This is a genomic window from Geodermatophilus sp. FMUSA9-8, assembly GCF_037034165.1.
GTDB classification, from domain to species: domain Bacteria; phylum Actinomycetota; class Actinomycetes; order Mycobacteriales; family Geodermatophilaceae; genus Geodermatophilus; species Geodermatophilus nigrescens.
This window is the reverse complement of sequence record NZ_JBAGKE010000001.1, coordinates 836,851-854,649: the sequence shown is the minus strand read 5'-3', so window position 1 is coordinate 854,649 and position 17,799 is coordinate 836,851. Positions and strand designations below refer to the sequence as shown.

Sequence of the window (17,799 nt, the reverse complement as noted above, 5' to 3'; positions counted from 1 at the left end):
ACCGCCCCGAGGGGAGGCCGCCCGTGCCGCTGAGCCGGAGGTCGTTCCTCGCCGGGGCGGTGGCCGCGCCGGCGCTGGCGGCCGCCGCCGGGGCCCTGGGCGGCTGCGCCGGCACGGTGGTGCAGCCCGGCGACCTGTCCCGGCTGCGGGTCATGGCGCCGGCGAGCCCGGGCGGCGGCTGGGACACGACCGCCCGCGTGCTGCAGCGGGTGATCCAGAGCAGCGGCCTGGCCCGCAACGTGCAGGTGTTCAACGTCGAGGGCGCCGGCGGCACGATCGGCCTCGGCCAGCTGTCGCGGGAGACCGACGACGCGCTGCTCATGATGATGGGCCTGGTCATGGTGGGCGCCGTCGACACCAACGACTCCGCCACCCGCCTGACCGACGTCACCCCGATCGCCCGGCTGATCGGCGAGACCGAGCTGATCGTGGCGCCGCCGGACGCGCCCTACACCGACATCCAGGGCTTCGTGGAGGCCTGGGCCGCCGACCCGGCGGGCACCCCGATCGCCGGCGGCTCGGCCGGCGGCACCGACCAGATCCTCGCCGGCCTGCTCGCGCAGGCGGCCGGCATCGACCCCGCCCAGGTCAACTACATCGCCTACTCCGGCGGCGGCGAGTCCCTGGCGGCCCTGCTCGGCGGCCAGGTCGCCGCCGGCATCTCCGGCACCGCCGACTACGGCGAACAGGTGCGCACCGGCGACCTGGTCGGCCTCGCCGTGTCGACGGCGGAGCGCTCCCCGCAGGTGCCCGACGTCCCCACGCTGGTCGAGTCCGGCTTCGACGTCGAGGTCGACAACTGGCGCGGCCTCATGGCCCGGCCCGGCATGTCCGCGGGCGCCCGCGACGACCTGATCGCCCTCGTCCAGGACACCCACGACACCGAGGAGTGGGCGCAGGCGCTGGAGGACAACGGCTGGGACGACCTGCTGCTGACCGGCGACGAGTACGGCGAGTTCCTCGTCGAGGAGGAGCAGCGGGTGCTGGCGATCCTGCGGGAGATCGGGCTGGTCCAGTGAGTGTGTCGCCCGACCCCGACGTGTCCACGACCGACGCCACGGGGTCGCACGCCGCGGCCGAGCACCGGCACCCGCCGCGGCCGCGCACGGGGATCAGCCGCGGCGAGCTGGCCATGGTGGTGCTGCTCGGGGCGCTGGGCGTCTACCTCCTGCTCGACGCCGCGAACATCGCCGTCCCGGGTTCCGCGAACACCATCGGTCCGCGCTTCTTCCCCTACCTGGTCGGCGGCGTCGTGCTGGCCACCGCGCTGGCGCTCGGGTTCCGGGTGCTGCGCGGCGACCGGGGGCCCTCCGACGAGAGCGAGGACATCGACCCCGACGCCCCGACGTCGTGGGCGAACGTGGGCGTCATCGTCGTCGGCTTCCTCGCCCACGCGCTACTGATCAACGTCGTGGGCTGGCCGCTCGCGGTCACGCTGATGTTCGCGCTGGTGGCCTGGGCGCTCGGGGCGCGCGGCGTCGTCCGGCCGCTGCTCACCGGCGGCGTGCTGTCGGTCGTCGTCTGGCTGGTGTTCGTCAAGGCGCTCGACGTCGCGCTGCCCGGCGGGATCCTGCTCGAGCTCGCGACGGACTGGTTCTGATGGGCGCCCTCGGCGACCTGGCCGGCGGCCTCGCCGACGCCCTCGCCCCGGTCAACCTGCTCTTCGCGCTGCTGGGGGTGCTGCTCGGCACGGCGGTCGGCGTGCTCCCCGGCATCGGCCCGGCCATGACCGTCGCGCTGCTGCTGCCGATCACCTACGCGCTGGAGCCCACGGCGGCACTGATCCTGTTCGCCGGCATCTACTACGGCGGCATGTACGGCGGGTCGACGACGTCGATCCTACTCAACACCCCCGGCGAGTCCAGCTCGATCATGACCGCGCTCGAGGGCAACGCGATGGCCAAGTCCGGTCGCGGGGCCGCCGCGCTGGCCACCGCCGCGCTCGGCTCGTTCGTCGCCGGCACGATCGCCACGCTGCTGCTGGCCCTCGTCGCGCCGACCGTCGTCGACCTGGTCATCGGCATCACCGCCGCCGACTACTTCGCCCTCACCGTGCTGGCCTTCGTCGCCGTGGCCACCGTGCTCGGCTCGTCGCCGCTGCGCGGGCTGGCCTCCCTCGGCGTCGGCCTGTACCTCGGCCTCGTCGGCACCGACGTGCTCACCGGGCAGGAGCGGTTCACCCTCGGCATCCCGCAGCTGTCCGACGGCATCGACGTCGTCGTGGTCGCCGTCGCGCTGTTCGCCGTGGGGGAGGCGCTGTACGTCGCGTCCCGGCTGCGGCGGGGCCCGGTGCAGGTGATGGCCGCCTCCGGGCCCTGGTTCACCCGCCGCGACCTGCGCCGCTCGGTGGGCCCGTGGCTGCGCGGGACGGCGCTGGGCTTCCCGCTGGGCGCGCTGCCCGCCGGCGGCGCGGAGATCCCGACGTTCCTCTCCTACGCCACCGAGCGGAAGCTCACCAAGCACCCCGAGGAGTTCGGCCGCGGCGCCATCGAGGGCGTCGCCGGGCCCGAGGCGGCCAACAACGCCGCCGCCGCGGGCGTGCTGGTGCCGCTGCTCACCCTCGGCCTGCCCACCTCGGCCACCGCGGCGATCATCCTGGTCGCGTTCCAGAGCTACGGCATCCAGCCCGGGCCGACGCTGCTGTCCACCGAGTCCACCCTGGTCTGGACGCTGATCGCGGCGCTGCTCGTCGGCAACCTCATGCTGCTGGTCCTCAACCTGCCGCTGGCCCGCGTGTGGGTGCAGGTGCTGCGCGTCCCGCGGCCCTACCTCTACGCCGGGATCCTGCTGTTCGCCTCGCTCGGCTGCTACGCGGTCAACGCCGACCCGCTGGACCTGGTGCTGCTGCTGGTGCTCGGCCTGCTCGGCTTCGCCATGCGCCGCTACGGCTGGCCGGTCGCGCCGGCGATCGTCGGGCTCATCCTCGGCCCGGTCGCCGAGACCAACCTGCGGCGCGCGCTGGCCATCAGCAGCGGCGACCTCGGCGTGCTGCTCGACACCTGGTTCAGCCGGATCGTGCTCGGCCTGGCCCTGGCGGCCCTCGTCGTGCCGATCGTGCTCCGCGCGGTGCGCGGCCGGCGGGCCACGCCGGAGGAGGTCCAGGCGGGGGAGGGGCTGCGGCACCGCGAGAGCGTCGGCGCGAGCCCGGGTGAGGAGGAGCGGTGACCCAGCAGCAGCCGGTGGTCGTGGTGGGGCACGTGCCCACCCCGCGCGGGCGGGCCGCCCTCGAGCACGCCCTCGCCGAGGCCGAGCGGCGCGGCGCGCGGCTGGTGGTGATCAACAGCAGCCGCGGCGACGCCCTCGTCGACGAGGAGTACCTGCAGGGCGACCCGCTGCGCCGGCTGCACGACGAGCTCACCGTCTCCGGCGTCCCCTTCGAGCTGCGCCAGCCGATCGGCCGCGACGTCGCCGAGGAGCTGGCCGACGCCGTCGCCGAGACCGCCGCGGAGGTGCTCGTCATCGGCCTGCGCCGGCGCAGCGCCGTCGGGAAGCTGCTGATGGGCAGCGCGGCGCAGCGGATCCTGCTCACCGTCGAGTGCCCGGTCCTCGCCGTGAAGGGACCGCCCGCGACCACCACTTGAGCGGAACCGGCCCCGGGCCGTATCGTCCGTGTGACGGACGTCACGCCGTCGGACCGGCGTGGCGGTGCCTCGACGAGGGAGACGCCCATGAGCGCGCTCACGCCCGACTGCGACCCCGACCTCGCGCACTGCGGCCAGCCCCGGTCCGGGCACGGCATGACCTCCACGCTCGTGCTCGTCGGCCTGGTCACCCTCGGCGCGCTCGCCGTCACCGGCGGGGCGGTGCCCGGCGTGGTGGCCGTCCTGGCCGGGGGTGTCGGGCTCATGGCGGCGGTGGCGCTCACCGCGCGCGTCGTCCGTCTCGGCCAGCGCGCCGTCGCCGCCGTGCACCTGCCCGCGCTGCACCGGTCGCGCCCCGTCGGCTGACCCGTCCCTCTGGCGCCCGGCCCGCCCGGGCGGCAGGGTGCGGTGCGTGACCGCACCCACCTACACCGAGGCGGCCGACGGCGCCCGGCTCGCCGAGCGCCGCTGGACCCCCGACGGCGAGGTCCGCGCCGTGCTCCAGGTCGTCCACGGCCTGTCCGAGCACGCCGGCCGCTACGCGCGGCTCGCCGCCGCGCTCACCGCCCGCGGCATCGCGGTCGGCGCGCTCGACCAGCGCGGCCACGGGCTCACCGCCGCCTCCACCGGCCCGGGCGGCTTCGGCCCCGGCGCGGGCAGCGACGCCGTCCTCGACGACGTCCGGCGGCTCGGCGAGCGCCTGGCCGGGGACCACCCGGGCGTCCCGCGGTTCCTCCTCGGCCACTCACTGGGCTCGGTCGTCGCGCTGGCCTCCGCCGAGCGCGACGGCGAGGTCCTCGACGGGCTGGTGCTCTCCGGGCCGATCGGCGTCGCGCCCCACTTCGCCGCGGCCGCCGAGCAGCTCGAGGCCGCCGTCGCCGCCGGGATGGGCGAGCAGCCGATGGACGCCCTGACCGCCTTCAACGCGCCGTTCGAGCCGGCCCGCACGCCGTACGACTGGCTGTCCCGCGACCCCGCCGAGGTGGACGCCTACCTGGCCGACCCGCTCTGCGGCGACGACGTCCCGCCCACGTACGCCTACGGCGCGGAGATGTTCGCGCTGGCCGCGCGCGTGGCGACCGAGGAGGCCGTGGCCGGGCTGCCCGACGGGCTGCCGGTGCTGCTGCTGGCCGGACAGCGCGACCCGGTGGGCGGGGAGGACGCCGCCCAGGTGGCCGCGCTCGCCGACCTCGTGCGCGGCCGCGGGCACGACGTGGACCTGCGCGTCTACCCCGACGCCCGCCACGAGGTGTTCAACGAGACCAACCGGGACGAGGTGACCGCCGACCTGCTCGCCTGGCTCGAGGCGCGCCTGGCCTGAGCGGGAGGAGCCGAATCACACCGGTGGAGTTCCCCGGCGGACCGTCGGCGTGTCCACCTAGTGTGGAGGTGTGCCCGACCCGTCCACCTACCGACCGGCGGTCGGCTCGATCCCGGAGAGCCCGGGGGTCTACAAGTTCCGCGACCCCAACGGGCGGGTCATCTACGTCGGCAAGGCCAAGAGCCTGCGGCAGCGGCTCAACAGCTACTTCGCCGACGTCGCCGGGCTGCACCCGCGCACCCGGCAGATGGTCACGACGGCGGCCGGCGTGGAGTGGACCGTCGTCGGCACCGAGGTCGAGGCCCTCCAGCTCGAGTACAACTGGATCAAGGAGTTCGACCCCCGCTTCAACGTCCGCTACCGCGACGACAAGAGCTACCCGTCGCTGGCCGTGACGCTGAACGAGGAGTACCCGCGGCTGCAGGTGATGCGCGGGCCGAAGAAGAAGGGCGTCCGCTACTTCGGCCCCTACGCCCACGCCTGGGCCATCCGCGAGACCCTCGACACGCTCACCCGCGTCTTCCCCGCCCGCACCTGCTCCAACGGCGTCTTCAAGCGCGCCGGGCAGATCGGCCGGCCCTGCCTGCTCGGCTACATCGGCAAGTGCGCCGCCCCCTGCGTGGGCCGGGTCAGCGCCGAGGAGCACCGCGCGATCGTCGACGACTTCTGCGACTTCATGGCCGGCCGCACCGACCTCATGGTCAAGCGCCTCGAGCGCGAGATGGCCGAGGCCGCCGAGGCCATGGAGTACGAGCGGGCCGCCCGGCTGCGCGACGACCTCGGCGCGCTCAAGCGGGCCCTGGAGAAGCAGGCCGTCGTCCTCGGCGACGGCACCGACGCCGACGTCGTCGCCTTCGCGCAGGACGAGCTCGAGGCCGCCGTCCAGGTCTTCCACGTCCGCGGCGGCCGGGTGCGCGGCCAGCGCGGCTGGATCATCGACAAGGTCGAGGAGGTCACCACCGGCGAGCTGGTGGAGCAGTTCCTCCTGCAGGTGTACGGCGGCGTCGACGAGCAGACGGGGGTCACCGAGGGCGGCGAGACGGTGCCCCGGGAGGTGCTCGTCCCCGAGCTGCCCGACGACGCCGACGTCTACGAGGAGCTGCTCACCGAGCTCCGCGGCTCGCGGGTCTCGCTGCGGGTGCCGCAGCGCGGCGACAAGCGCAGCCTGCTGGAGACCGTCGAGCGCAACGCCAAGGAGGCCTTCGCCCGGCACCGGGTCAAGCGCTCCAGCGACCTCACCGCCCGGTCCCTGGCGCTCTCGGAGCTGCAGGAGGCGCTCGAGCTGCCCGAGGCGCCGCTGCGGATCGAGTGCATCGACGTCAGCCACGTGCAGCAGACCAACGTCGTCGCCTCGATGGTGGTGTTCGAGGACGGGCTGGCGAAGAAGTCCGACTACCGGCGGTTCTCCGTCAAGCACGGCACCGACGACACCGCGGCCATGGCCGAGGTCGTCCGCCGCCGCTTCGCCCGGCACCTGGAGGAGGAGGCCGACCGCCGCGACGAGCAGGGCGTCGCCGCCGAGGAGGGCCGGCCCCGCCGGTTCGCCTACCCGCCGAACCTTCTCGTCGTCGACGGCGGCGCCCCGCAGGTGGCCGCCGCGGCCCGGTCGCTGGACGAGCTCGGCATCGTCGACGTCGCCGTGTGCGGGCTGGCCAAGCGCATGGAGGAGGTGTGGCTGCCCGGCGAGTCCGACCCGGTGATCCTGCCGCGCACCTCCGAGGCGCTGTACCTGCTGCAGCGGGTGCGCGACGAGGCCCACCGGTTCGCGATCACCTACCACCGGCAGAAGCGGTCCGTCAGCATGCTGGTCTCGCTGTTGGACGACGTCCCGGGTCTCGGGGAGACGCGGCGGAAGGCGCTGATGAAGCAGTTCGGGTCGCTCAAGCGGCTGCGCGCGGCCACGGTCGACGAGCTCGTGGCCGTGCCCGGCATCGGCCGGCGCACCGCCGAGGCGGTGCTGGCGGCGGTGGCCGAGCCCGCTGAGGGGAAGACCGCCGACGACGCCGCGGCCGACGACGCCGGGGCGGACGCCGCGCCGGCCGAGGTGGTCGTGGAGAGCACCACGGCGCCCGCCGGCCCGGCCGAGCGGGGCACGCCCAGCCCCGGGGCCGGCGCCACCGCCGAGGTCGGCCGGGTCGCCTCGTGAGCGAGCAGCAGCCGACCGGACCGGACGTCCCGGCGCCGACCGGCGAGACGGCCGCGCGCGAGGGCCAGGCCGGCCCGCAGGCCGACGTCCCCGCCGGCCTCGACGCCGCCAGCACCGAGACACCGCCCGTCGAGGTCGTCGTCGTCACCGGCCTGTCCGGCGCCGGCAAGAACAGCGCCGGGCGGGTGCTGGAGGACCTCGGCTGGTACGTCGTCGACAACCTGCCGCCGGCGCTGCTGCTGCCGATGGTCGAGCTCGGTGCGCGCGGCGACGTCCGCCGGTTCGCCGCCGTCGTCGACGTCCGCAGCCGGGCCTTCTCCAGCGACCTGCTGGAGGCCATCCGGGTGCTCGCCGAGGCCGGCCACCGGCCGCGCGTGGTGTACGTGCACGCCCGCGACGAGGTGCTCGTGCGGCGCTACGAGTCCAACCGGCGCGAGCACCCGCTGCAGGGCTCGGGCCGGATCCTCGACGGCATCACCGCCGAGCGGGCGCTGGTCGCCGGCATCGCCGGCGAGGCCGACCTGTGGGTCGACACCAGCGACCTCAACGTGCACCAGCTGCGGGCGACGCTGGAGAACGCCTTCGCCCGCGAGGGCCGCACCCCGCCGCTGACGGCGACCGTGCTGAGCTTCGGCTTCAAGTACGGCCTGCCGCTGGACGCCGACCTCGTCGTCGACGCCCGGTTCCTGCCCAACCCGCACTGGCTGCCCGAGCTGCGCCCGCACACCGGCCAGGACCCCGACGTGCGCGACTACGTGCTCGGCCAGTCCGACGCCGGGCCGTTCCTCGACCGCTACACCGAGGTGCTGCGGCTGCTCATCCCCGGCTACCGGCGCGAGGGCAAGCGCTACCTGACGCTGGCGGTCGGCTGCACCGGCGGCAAGCACCGCAGCGTCGCCATCGCCGAGGAGTTCGCCCGCCGGCTGGCCGCCGACGGCATCGACGCGGTCGCGCGCCACCGCGACCTGGGCCGCGAGTAGTGGCGGGGCACAGCACGGCGCCCGGGTCCGGCGGCCCGAGGGTCGTCGCCTTCGGCGGCGGTCACGGCCTCGCGGCGGCGCTCGCCGCCTGGCGCCGGATCACCCCCGAGCTGACGGCCGTGGTCACCGTCGCCGACGACGGCGGCTCGTCCGGCCGGATCCGCCGGGAGATGCCCGTGCTGCCGCCCGGCGACCTGCGCATGGCGCTCGCGGCGCTGGCCGACGACGACCGCGCCGAGATGGCCCGGCTGCTGCAGCACCGCCTCGGCGGCACCGGCGTGCTCGCCGGGCACCCCGTGGGCAACCTCGTGCTCACCGGCCTGGTCGAGCTCCACGGCGGCGACACCGTGCGCGCCCTCGACACCGTCTGCGAGCTGCTCGGCGCCCGTGGCCGGGTGCTGCCGATGGCCGACGTGCCGCTCGACCTCGTCGCCCGCGTGGAGACCGTCGACCCCGACGACCCCGCGCGCACCCGCACGATCCGCGGCCAGGTGGCGATCGCCGGCACGCCGGGCCGGGTGCGCGACATCCTCGTCTCCCCGTCCGACCCGCCGGTGCACCCCGACGTGCTCGCCGCCATCGCCGCGGCCGACGTCGTGTCGCTGGGCCCCGGCTCCTGGTACACCTCGGTGCTGCCGCACCTGCTCGTGCCGCGGCTGCGCGCCGCGCTGGCGGCCAGCAGTGCCCGGGTGGTGGTCGTGCTCAACCTGGAGCCGCAGCCGGGGGAGACCGACGGCTTCTCGCCGGAGGAGCACCTGCGCGTGCTGCAGGCGCATCTCGGCGGAGTGGCGCTGCACACCGTGATCGCGGATGTTGACTCAGTGGTTGACCGCTGTGGTCTCCTGTCTGCGGCGCGCGCGTGCGGCGCCGAGCTCGTGCTGGCCCCGGTCGCCGAGCACGGTGGCGCACCCCGCCACGACCCCGCGCGGCTGGCGGCAGCGCTGGCCCCGGTGGTCGTCGCGGGGGACGGGGTAGGGGTCCCGGCCGGTGCGCCGGGACCGGATGGACCCGGACCGTTCGAGGGGGAGAGGTGACGCCGAGCATGGCGCCGCAGCAGAGGGGGTGGTCGTCGTGGCGATGACGGCCATGGTCAAGGACGAGCTGTCGCGGGTGGAGTGCACACGCACCTCCGAGCGCAAGGCCGAGGTCACGGCGCTGCTGCGCTTCTCCGGGGGGCTGCACATCGTGGGCGGCCGGGTGGTGATCGAGGCGGAGCTGGACACCGGCTCGGTCGCCCGCCGGCTGCGCCGCGACATCAGCGAGGTGTACGGCTACACCAGCGGGGTCAGCGTGCTCGCCGGCGGCAACATCCGCCGCGGGGTGCGGTACCTGGTCCGCATCGCCAAGCACGGCGAGGGCCTGGCCCGCCAGACCGGGCTGGTCGACCAGCGCGGGCGGCCGGTGCGCGGCCTGCCGCCGTCGGTGGTGTCGGGCAGCATCAACGACGCCGAGGCCGCCTGGCGCGGCGCGTTCCTCGCCCACGGCTCGCTCACCGAGCCGGGCCGCTCGTCCTCGCTCGAGGTCACCTGCCCGGGCCCGGAGGCCGCCATGGCGCTGGTCGGCGCCGCCCGCCGGCTCGGCATCGCCGCCAAGGCCCGCGAGGTGCGCGGGGCCGACCGCGTGGTCGTCCGCGACGGCGACGCGATCAGCGCGCTGCTCACCCGCATGGGCGCGCACGACGCGGTGCTGGCCTGGGAGGAGCGGCGGATGCGCCGCGAGGTCCGCGCCACCGCGAACCGGCTGGCCAACTTCGACGACGCCAACCTGCGCCGCTCGGCGCGGGCGGCGGTCGCGGCCAGCGCGCGGGTCGAGCGGGCGATGGAGATCCTCGCCGGCGACGCCCCCGAGCACCTGCTGGTCGCCGGGCGGCTGCGGCTCGAGCACGGCCAGGCCTCGCTGGAGGAGCTCGGTCAGCGGGCCGACCCGCCGATGACCAAGGACGCCGTTGCCGGGCGCATAAGGCGTCTCCTGGCGATGGCCGACAAGCGGGCCAAGGACCTCGGCATCCCCGACACGGAGTCGGTCGTCACCGACGACATGCTCGCCCAGTAATCGAAGGACCACCCTTCCCCCACGCCTCGCAGGCTCGGCGCGGGACCCTGAAGGGCGGCCGTTCCAGTACGTCACCAGGGGGCGCCCTCCGCTGTCGCGGGGGGCGCCCCGTCGTCACTCCCGGGGGTGAGGCCCCGCCCGCCCCGCTGCAGGCCGCGCCCGCCGCCGCCGATGCGCGGGGGAGAGGCCGCCGTCCCGGTGTGCCCGGTACGGGAGCGGAGGCGGCATGACCGCGGGGAGCTGGGCCGTCGTCTTCGGCTGCGCCACGCTGGTCGCCGTCGGCACCGGGGTGCTGGCCTGGCGCCGGCGGCGGCGCACCCCCGCCGCGACCGCGCTCGCGGCCACGATGACCGGCGTCGCCGCCTGGTCGGCCGCCGACGCGCTGGTCTACACGCTCGGCACCGAGACCGCGCACCGCCTCTACCCACCGGTCCTGCTCGCCTCCGTCGGGCTGGTCGTCGTCGGCACCTGGGTGCTGGCCCGGACCGTCGCCGACCCGTCCTGGCGCCCGGCCCGCCGGACGGCGCTGCTGCTTGCGGTCGAGCCGCTGGTCCTCGTCGTGGCCGCCGCGCTGCCGGCCACCCGGGACCTGGTGATGGCCGACCTGAGCGCGGCCGACGGCGCCGGGGAGTCCCGGGTGACCTTCGGGCCGCTGTTCCTGGCCCACACCGCCTACTCCTACGTCCTCGTCGCCGTCGCCTACACGCACCTGGTCCGCTGCTTCCGCCGCGTCACCGGGGTCCTGCGGCGGCAGGTCGCCGTCCTGCTCGGCTCGGCGGTGCTCTCCACCGTGGGCAACGTGGTGGCCGTCGCCTCGGGGCTCGACGGCTCCGGCACCGACGTCACCCCGCTGTTCTTCCTCGTCACCGGGCTGGTCGACTGCTGGGCCATCTTCCGCGGCGGCCTGCTGCGCCTGGTGCCCGTCGCCCGCGACCAGGTCGTCGACACCGTCCCCGACGCCGTGCTCGTGGTCGACCCCGCCGGCCTGCTCATCGACGTCAACCCGGCCGCCGACCGGATGCTGCGCGAGCTGCGGCCCGAGATCGAGGGCGAGCTGGTCGGCCGGCCCCTCCACGACGTCGCCGGCCCCCGGGCGGTCGGGGTGCTGCTCAGCACCGAGCGCCGCGACGGCCACCGCGTCGCCGAGGTCCGGCCGGGCGTGTGGCTCGACGTCCGCGACTCCGCCGTCAGCGACCCGCGCGGGCGGCCGCTCGGCCGCATCCTCGTCGTCCGCGACGTCAGCGAGCAGCAGGAGCGCCAGGCCGCCGTCGAGCGGCTCAACCGGCAGCTCGCCGAGCAGGTGGAGGTCATCGAGCGGCTGCGCGCCGAGCTCGCCGAGGAGGCCGTCCGCGACCCGCTCACCGGCCTGCACAACCGCCGCCACCTCGACCGTGCGCTCGGCGCGGGCCTCGCCGCCCGGCCGCGCACCGGCGAGCTGTCGCTCCTGGTCGTCGACGTCGACCACTTCAAGCGGGTCAACGACCGCCTCGGCCACGCCGCGGGCGACGCCGTGCTCACCGCCGTCGCCGGCACCCTCGCCGGCGCCGTCCGCGAGGGCGACACCGCCGCCCGGCTCGGTGGCGAGGAGTTCGTGCTCGTCCTGCCCGGCGCCGGCCGGGAGCAGGCGCTGGCCCGCGCCGAGCGGATCCGCCGCACCGTGGCCGCCACCCCGCACGACGTCGACGGCGGGCCGGTCACGGTCACGGTCAGCATCGGCGTCGCCGTCTGCCCCGCCGACGGCGCGAGCGCGGCCACCCTGCTCGAGGCCGCCGACCGCGCGCTCTACACGGCCAAGGCCACCGGCCGCGACCGCGTCGTCGCCGCCGGCCCCGCCGCGTTCGTCCCCGCGCCGGCGTCGCCCGCGGACGGCGGGGCGCAGCTCGTTCCCGGAGGCTGAGACTCGTCCGGACACCCGCGTGCCGTGGCCGATAGGGTCGTCGCCGACGGAGCCGCGCGCCGCGCGGCCGACGCACGCGACGGTGCCGGACGGCACCGCGGATCCGTGGAGGTCAGCAGTGACGGTACGGGTGGGGATCAACGGGTTCGGCCGGATCGGCCGCAACTTCTGGCGGGCGGCCGCGGCCAGCGGCAAGGACATCGAGATCGTGGCGGTCAACGACCTGACCAGCAACGAGGTCCTCGCCCACCTCCTCAAGTACGACAGCATCCTGGGCGTCCTCGGCGAGGACGTCGCCGCCGACGGCGAGGGCATCAAGATCGGTGGCAGCACCATGAAGGTGCTGTCCGAGCGCGACCCGGCGAACCTGCCGTGGGGCGACCTGGGCGTCGACGTCGTCGTCGAGTCCACCGGCTTCTTCACCAAGGCCGACGACGCCCGCAAGCACGTCGACGCGGGCGGGGCCAAGAAGGTCGTCATCTCGGCGCCGGCCACCGGCGACGACCTGACCATCGTCATGGGCGTCAACCACGACAAGTACGACGGCAGCCAGACGATCATCAGCAACGCGTCCTGCACCACGAACTGCCTCGCGCCGCTGGCCAAGGTGCTCAACGACAGCTTCGGCATCGAGCGCGGCCTGATGACCACGATCCACGCCTACACCGCCGACCAGAACCTGCAGGACGGCCCGCACAAGGACCTGCGCCGCGCCCGCGCCGCCGCCCTCAACATGGTGCCCACCAGCACCGGTGCGGCGAAGGCCATCGGCCTGGTGCTGCCGGAGCTCAAGGGCAAGCTCGACGGCTACGCCGTCCGCGTCCCGGTGCCCACTGGCTCGGCCACCGACCTCACCGTGCAGCTGTCCCGCGAGGTGCCGGCCGACGAGATCGACGCCGCCTACCGGGAGGCCGCCGCGGGCCCGCTCGCCGGCATCCTCAAGTACACCGACGCGCCGATCGTCTCCTCCGACATCGTCACCGACCCGGCCAGCTGCATCTACGACAGCCAGCTGACCAAGGTCTTCGGCCCGATGGCCAAGGTGCTCGGCTGGTACGACAACGAGTGGGGCTACTCCAACCGCCTGGTCGACTCCGTCGAGCTCGTGGGCCGCTCCCTCTGATGGCACGCTCCCTCGACGACCTGCTCGCCGAGGGGGTCTCGGGTCGGCGCGTGCTCGTGCGCGCCGACCTGAACGTGCCCCTCGACAAGCAGACCCGGGCGATCACCGACGACGGGCGCATCCGGGCCAGCCTGCCGACGCTGCAGGCGCTGCGCGAGGCCGGCGCCCGCGTCGTCGTCGCGGCGCACCTCGGCCGGCCCAAGGGCGCGCCCGACCCGAAGTACTCGCTGGCCCCGGTCGCCGCGCGGCTCGGCGAGCTGCTCGGCACCGAGGTCCCGCTGGCCGCCGACGTCGCCGGCGACGACGCCGTCGCGCGGGCCGGTGCCCTCGGCGACGGCGACGTCCTCCTGCTGGAGAACGTGCGCTTCGAGGCCGCCGAGACGAGCAAGGACGACGCCGAGCGCGGCGCGCTGGCCGACCGGCTCGCCGCGCTGGCCGACGTCTACGTCGACGACGCGTTCGGCGCGGTGCACCGCAAGCACGCGTCGGTCTACGACGTCGCCCTGCGGCTGCCGCACGTGGCCGGCCGGCTGGTCGCCGCCGAGCTCGAGGTGCTCACCCGGCTGACCACCGACCCCGAGCGGCCCTACGTGGTCGTGCTCGGCGGCTCCAAGGTCAGCGACAAGCTCGCGGTCATCGAGGCGCTGCTGCCGAAGGTCGACCGGCTGCTCGTCGGCGGCGGGATGTGCTTCACCTTCCTCGCCGCGCAGGGCCACGGCGTCGGCACCTCGCTGCTGGAGGCCGACCAGGTCGACACCTGCCGCCGGCTGCTCGCCGAGGCGGGCGAGCGCATCGTGCTGCCCGTCGACGTCGTCGCGGCCAGCGCGTTCAGCGCCGACGCCGAGACCTCCGTCGTCGAGGTGGACGCCATCCCCGACGACCGGATGGGCCTCGACGTCGGCCCGCGCACCGTCGAGGCGTTCGGCCGCGAGCTCGCCGACGCGCGCACGGTGTTCTGGAACGGCCCGATGGGCGTCTTCGAGCTGGCGCCCTTCCAGGCCGGCACCCGCGGCGTGGCCGAGGCCGTCGCCGCCGTCGACGGGCTGTCGGTGGTGGGCGGCGGGGACTCCGCGGCCGCCGTCCGGCAGCTCGGACTCGACGAGTCCGCCTACGGGCACATCAGCACCGGCGGCGGCGCGTCCCTGGAGTACCTCGAGGGCCGGGAGCTCCCGGGCCTCACGGTGCTCGCCGACCGGGGCGAGGGCTGATGGCGCGACGGCAGCAGCCGGCTCCGCGCCGGGAGGGCCGCCGCCCGCTCATCGCGGGCAACTGGAAGATGCACATGACGCACCTGGAGGCCATCGGCCTGGTGCAGAAGCTCGTCTTCAGCCTCACCGAGCAGGAGCTCGACGCCGCCGAGGTCGTCGTGCTCCCGCCGTTCACCGCGCTGCGCAGCGTGCAGACGTTGGTCAACGGCGACCAGCTCGCGGTCGGCTACGGCGCGCAGGACCTCTCGGCGAACGACTCCGGCGCCTACACCGGCGAGGTCAGCGGCGCGATGCTCGCCGCGCTGGCCTGCGGCTTCGTCGTCGTCGGCCACTCCGAGCGGCGCGCGCTGCACGGCGAGGACGACGCCACGGTGGCCGCCAAGGTGCGGGCCGCGCTGCGGCACGGCCTCACGCCGATCCTGTGCGTCGGGGAGGGCCTCGACGTCCGCCGCGCCGGCCGGCACGTCCCGCACACCACCGCCCAGCTCGACGCCGCCCTCGAGGGGCTGGACGCCGGGCAGGTGGAGCAGGTCGTCGTCGCGTACGAGCCCGTGTGGGCCATCGGGACCGGCGAGGTCGCCACCCCCGACGACGCCCAGGAGGTGTGCGCCGCACTCCGGTCGCGCCTCGACGGGCGTTTCGGAGCGGCCACGGCCGCCGTCGTCCGTATCCTCTACGGCGGGTCGGTGAAGGCCGCCAACACGGCCGGGATCCTGGCCGGGCCGGACGTCGACGGTGCACTCGTCGGAGGCGCGAGCCTCGACGCCGACGAGTTCGCGCGGATCTGTCGGACCGCCGCCGGGAGCAGCTGAGCAGCAGCCCCGGCGGCCGAGCGGGGGTGGGGTGGGTGGGCAGCACGCTGCAGCGACCGCCCCGGTCCTCCCGGCTGCCGGGGTGGCTCACCGGCACCGCCGGCCGCGTCCTCGGCCTGGCGCTGGTCGTCCTCCTCGTGGTCGCCGTCGCGGTCAGCTGCAGCGGCGGCGGGGACGGCGACGCCGGCGTCCCCGTCCTCGGTGACGGGCCCGACGCCGGCGTGCAGGACGTGCGCTCGCCGTCGGAGGAGACCGGCGGCACCCTGCGCGTGGTCGCGGGGGAGATCGACAGCCTCGACCCGCAGCGCTCCTACCGGCCGGGCGTGTGGAACCTCATGCGGCTCTACGCCCGCACGCTGGTCACCTACTCCTCCGAGCCCGGCGCCACCGCCGACCTCGCGCCCGACCTCGCCACCGACCTCGGCAGCACCCCCGACGGCGGCCTGACCTGGACGTTCACCCTCCGGCAGGGCGCGCGGTTCGAGAACGGCCGGGCGATCACCTCCCGCGACGTCAAGTACGGCATCGAGCGGTCCTTCGCCTCCGACGTCATCGTCGGCGGGCCCACCTACACCGTCGAGCTGCTCGACGACCCGGCCAACCCCTACGCCGGGCCCTACCAGGACGAGGACCCGGCGAAGCTCTCGCTGGCCGCGATCGAGACCCCCGACGACGCGACGATCGTCTTCCGGCTGCGCACCGCGCGCCCCGACTTCCCCTACGTCCTGGCGCTGCCCTCGAGCAGCCCGGTGCCGATCGAGGACGACACGGGTGCCGCCTACGGCGCCGACCCCGTCTCCTCCGGCCCGTACGCGGTCACCACCGTCGACGCCGAGACCGGCATCGTGCTCGACCGCAACCCGCAGTGGGACCCGGCCACCGACGAGGTGCGCACCGCGCTGCCCGACCGCGTCGTCGTCCGCACCGGGCTGTCGAGCCTGGAGCGCGACCAGGCCCTGCTCGCCGGCTCCGCCGACCTGGACATCTCCGGCTCCGGCGTCCACCTCGCCACCGGCGCGCGGCTCGCCGAGGGGGCCGGGGGAGAGGTGCCGCTGACCGACCGGGTCGACGACGTCCCCAGCGGCGCCGTCCGGCTGCTGGCGCTGCCCACCGACGTCGCCCCGATGACCGACCCGAACTGCCGCGCCGCGGTGGCCGCCGCGATCGACCGCACCGCCGTGCAGGAGGTCGCCGGCGGCCCGGAGCGCGCGGTGCGCACCTCGCGGCTGTGGCCGGCCGCGCTGCCCGCCGGCCCCGAGGAGGAGGACCCGGGCGCCGACGTCGCCGCGGCGCGCGAGGCCCTGGCCGCCTGCGGGCAGCCCGACGGCTTCAGCACCGTCCTCGCGGTGCCCGACGCGGAGGCCAGCGTGGCGGTGGCCGAGACCGTCGCGACCCAGCTCGCCGAGGTCGGCATCACCGCCGAGGTGCGCCCGCTGCCGGCGGCCAGCTTCTACGCCACCGACGTCGGCAGCCCCGACAACGTGGCGCGCAACGGCTACGGCATCGTGCTGGCCACCTGGACCGCCGACTTCCCGACGCCGGGCTCGTTCCTCGTGCCGCTGGTCGACGGCCGCTCGGTGAGCCTGGTCGGCAACACCAACTACGCGCGGCTCACCGACCCGGCCCTGTCGGCCGCCGTCGACGCCGCCCGCGCCGCGTCCGACCCCGCGGCCGACCCCGCGGCCGCCGCCACCGCCTGGCGCGACGTCGCCACGGCCGCCCGGGCCACCGGCGCCTACGTGCCGCTCGTGGAGTCCCGCGTGCAGCTGCTGGCGGGCCAGCGGCTGCGCAACGCCGTCGTCATGCGCCCCTACGTGGGCTACGACCTGGCCACCGCTGGCGTGCGCTGACCGGAGGCCGGGAGGCCACCGGTTACGCTGGTGCCATGGTCGAGCTCGTCCTCAACGTGCTGCTGGTCCTCACCAGCGTGCTGCTCGTGGTGCTGATCCTGCTGCACCGGGGCAAGGGCGGCGGCCTGTCCTCGATGTTCGGCGGCGCCGTCTCCTCCCAGCTGGCCGGCTCCTCGGTGGTCGAGAAGAACCTCAACCGCCTGACGGTCTTCACCGGCGTCATCTGGGTGGTCTGCATCGTGACCCTGGGGATCCTGCTCAAGGTCTGACGAAGGACCCCGGCGCCCCCCGCCGCTCGCACGCTCGCAGCGGGCCCCTGCGCCGGGGCCGCTCCGGTCTCTCACTGCCGCCGCGAAATCGTGATCGAGGGAACACCCCCGAGGCCATAGACTGCGCGGGCGGTGCGTCCCGCACCGCGTGCAGCACGGTCCTGAGGGGGGCGCTCGTGGCTGGTGGGAACGCGATCCGGGGTACGCGGGTCGGTGCGGGTCCGATGGGAGAGGCCGAGCGCGGCGAGGCAGCTCCGCGACTGCGGATCGGCTACTGGTGCAGCCAGGGCCACGAGACGCGGGTGGCCTTCGCCGCCGACGCCGAGGTGCCCGAGCTGTGGGACTGCCCGCGCTGCGGCCTCCCCGCCGGCCAGGACTCGGCGGCGCCGCCCCCGGCACCGCGCACCGAGCCCTACAAAACCCACCTCGCCTACGTGCGCGAGCGGCGCAGCGACGCCGACGGCGACGCCCTCCTCGAGGAGGCCCTCGCCAAGCTCCGGGCCCGCCGCGGCGCCTAGGGACGGGTGCCCGGCGCCGCCCGCGGGCGGCGCCGGGCACCC

Annotated in this window: 17 protein-coding genes; all 17 read left to right on the top strand. The window is 75.6% G+C overall.

The genetic code is table 11. From position 1 onward, the window contains the following. Positions 1–23: 23 nt before the first annotated feature. Entirely contained in the window at positions 24–1,019 is a 996-nt protein-coding gene (locus WA616_RS04125; RefSeq protein WP_336027522.1) for a Bug family tripartite tricarboxylate transporter substrate binding protein, read from the top strand. A gap of 20 nt (positions 1,020–1,039) precedes the next feature. Continuing rightward, on the top strand, positions 1,040–1,600 hold the full coding sequence (locus tag WA616_RS04120; RefSeq protein ID WP_336027521.1) for a tripartite tricarboxylate transporter TctB family protein: 561 nt from the start codon (positions 1,040–1,042) through the stop codon (positions 1,598–1,600). Further along, positions 1,600–3,165 carry a tripartite tricarboxylate transporter permease gene (locus tag WA616_RS04115; RefSeq protein WP_336027519.1) on the top strand — a complete coding sequence of 522 codons (1,566 nt, stop codon included), beginning with the start codon at positions 1,600–1,602 and terminating at the stop codon, positions 3,163–3,165. The genes WA616_RS04120 and WA616_RS04115 overlap by 1 nt, the downstream gene beginning before the upstream one ends. Further along, positions 3,162–3,581 (top strand): universal stress protein, encoded by a 420-nt coding sequence (locus WA616_RS04110; protein WP_336027518.1) that lies wholly within the window; start codon positions 3,162–3,164, stop codon positions 3,579–3,581. The genes WA616_RS04115 and WA616_RS04110 overlap by 4 nt, the downstream gene beginning before the upstream one ends. An 87-nt stretch (positions 3,582–3,668) precedes the next feature. Further along, the gene (locus WA616_RS04105) at positions 3,669–3,947 is read left to right on the top strand and encodes a hypothetical protein (RefSeq protein ID WP_336027516.1); all 279 of its coding nucleotides are present in this window, start codon (positions 3,669–3,671) and stop codon (positions 3,945–3,947) included. Positions 3,948–3,993: 46 nt separating this feature from the next. Continuing rightward, positions 3,994–4,902: an alpha/beta hydrolase gene (locus WA616_RS04100; RefSeq protein WP_336027515.1), complete on the top strand. Its 909-nt coding sequence runs from the start codon at positions 3,994–3,996 to the stop codon at positions 4,900–4,902. 70 nt (positions 4,903–4,972) lie between these two features. Further along, a complete protein-coding gene (gene uvrC, locus WA616_RS04095) occupies positions 4,973–7,048 on the top strand; it encodes an excinuclease ABC subunit UvrC (RefSeq protein WP_336027512.1) in 2,076 nt (691 codons plus the stop codon). Next, positions 7,045–8,028 (top strand): RNase adapter RapZ, encoded by a 984-nt coding sequence (rapZ, locus tag WA616_RS04090; RefSeq protein WP_336027510.1) that lies wholly within the window; start codon positions 7,045–7,047, stop codon positions 8,026–8,028. Before uvrC ends, rapZ begins: the two co-directional genes overlap by 4 nt. Beyond that, entirely contained in the window at positions 8,028–9,062 is a 1,035-nt protein-coding gene (locus tag WA616_RS04085; RefSeq protein ID WP_336027509.1) for a gluconeogenesis factor YvcK family protein, read from the top strand. The genes rapZ and WA616_RS04085 overlap by 1 nt, the downstream gene beginning before the upstream one ends. A gap of 43 nt (positions 9,063–9,105) precedes the next feature. Further along, positions 9,106–10,080: a DNA-binding protein WhiA gene (gene whiA / locus WA616_RS04080; RefSeq protein WP_425432418.1), complete on the top strand. Its 975-nt coding sequence runs from the start codon at positions 9,106–9,108 to the stop codon at positions 10,078–10,080. Positions 10,081–10,306: 226 nt separating this feature from the next. Then, positions 10,307–11,977, top strand: a complete 1,671-nt coding sequence (locus WA616_RS04075; RefSeq protein WP_336027505.1) for a histidine kinase N-terminal 7TM domain-containing diguanylate cyclase — start codon at positions 10,307–10,309, stop codon at positions 11,975–11,977. Between the two features lie 118 nt (positions 11,978–12,095). Further along, entirely contained in the window at positions 12,096–13,100 is a 1,005-nt protein-coding gene (gap, locus tag WA616_RS04070) for a type I glyceraldehyde-3-phosphate dehydrogenase (protein ID WP_073420282.1), read from the top strand. Next, on the top strand, positions 13,100–14,308 hold the full coding sequence (locus tag WA616_RS04065) for a phosphoglycerate kinase (protein ID WP_442901967.1): 1,209 nt from the start codon (positions 13,100–13,102) through the stop codon (positions 14,306–14,308). Before gap ends, WA616_RS04065 begins: the two co-directional genes overlap by 1 nt. Further along, positions 14,308–15,120: a triose-phosphate isomerase gene (gene tpiA / locus WA616_RS04060; RefSeq protein WP_336027502.1), complete on the top strand. Its 813-nt coding sequence runs from the start codon at positions 14,308–14,310 to the stop codon at positions 15,118–15,120. Before WA616_RS04065 ends, tpiA begins: the two co-directional genes overlap by 1 nt. 35 nt (positions 15,121–15,155) lie before the next feature. Beyond that, positions 15,156–16,970: an ABC transporter substrate-binding protein gene (locus WA616_RS04055; RefSeq protein ID WP_336027499.1), complete on the top strand. Its 1,815-nt coding sequence runs from the start codon at positions 15,156–15,158 to the stop codon at positions 16,968–16,970. A gap of 35 nt (positions 16,971–17,005) precedes the next feature. After that, the gene (gene secG / locus WA616_RS04050) at positions 17,006–17,239 is read left to right on the top strand and encodes a preprotein translocase subunit SecG (protein WP_073420278.1); all 234 of its coding nucleotides are present in this window, start codon (positions 17,006–17,008) and stop codon (positions 17,237–17,239) included. A gap of 176 nt (positions 17,240–17,415) precedes the next feature. Further along, a complete protein-coding gene (locus tag WA616_RS04045; RefSeq protein ID WP_073420277.1) occupies positions 17,416–17,757 on the top strand; it encodes an RNA polymerase-binding protein RbpA in 342 nt (113 codons plus the stop codon). Positions 17,758–17,799 lie beyond the last annotated feature (42 nt).

Coding starts and splice junctions, on each gene's coding strand:
- WA616_RS04065 (WP_442901967.1), top strand. CDS start 13,100: ATGGCACGCTCCCTCGACGACCTGCTCGCCGAGGGGGTCTCGGGTCGG.
- whiA (WP_425432418.1), top strand. CDS start 9,106: ATGACGGCCATGGTCAAGGACGAGCTGTCGCGGGTGGAGTGCACACGC.
- tpiA (WP_336027502.1), top strand. CDS start 14,308: ATGGCGCGACGGCAGCAGCCGGCTCCGCGCCGGGAGGGCCGCCGCCCG.
- secG (WP_073420278.1), top strand. CDS start 17,006: ATGGTCGAGCTCGTCCTCAACGTGCTGCTGGTCCTCACCAGCGTGCTG.
- WA616_RS04105 (WP_336027516.1), top strand. CDS start 3,669: ATGAGCGCGCTCACGCCCGACTGCGACCCCGACCTCGCGCACTGCGGC.
- WA616_RS04115 (WP_336027519.1), top strand. CDS start 1,600: ATGGGCGCCCTCGGCGACCTGGCCGGCGGCCTCGCCGACGCCCTCGCC.
- WA616_RS04075 (WP_336027505.1), top strand. CDS start 10,307: ATGACCGCGGGGAGCTGGGCCGTCGTCTTCGGCTGCGCCACGCTGGTC.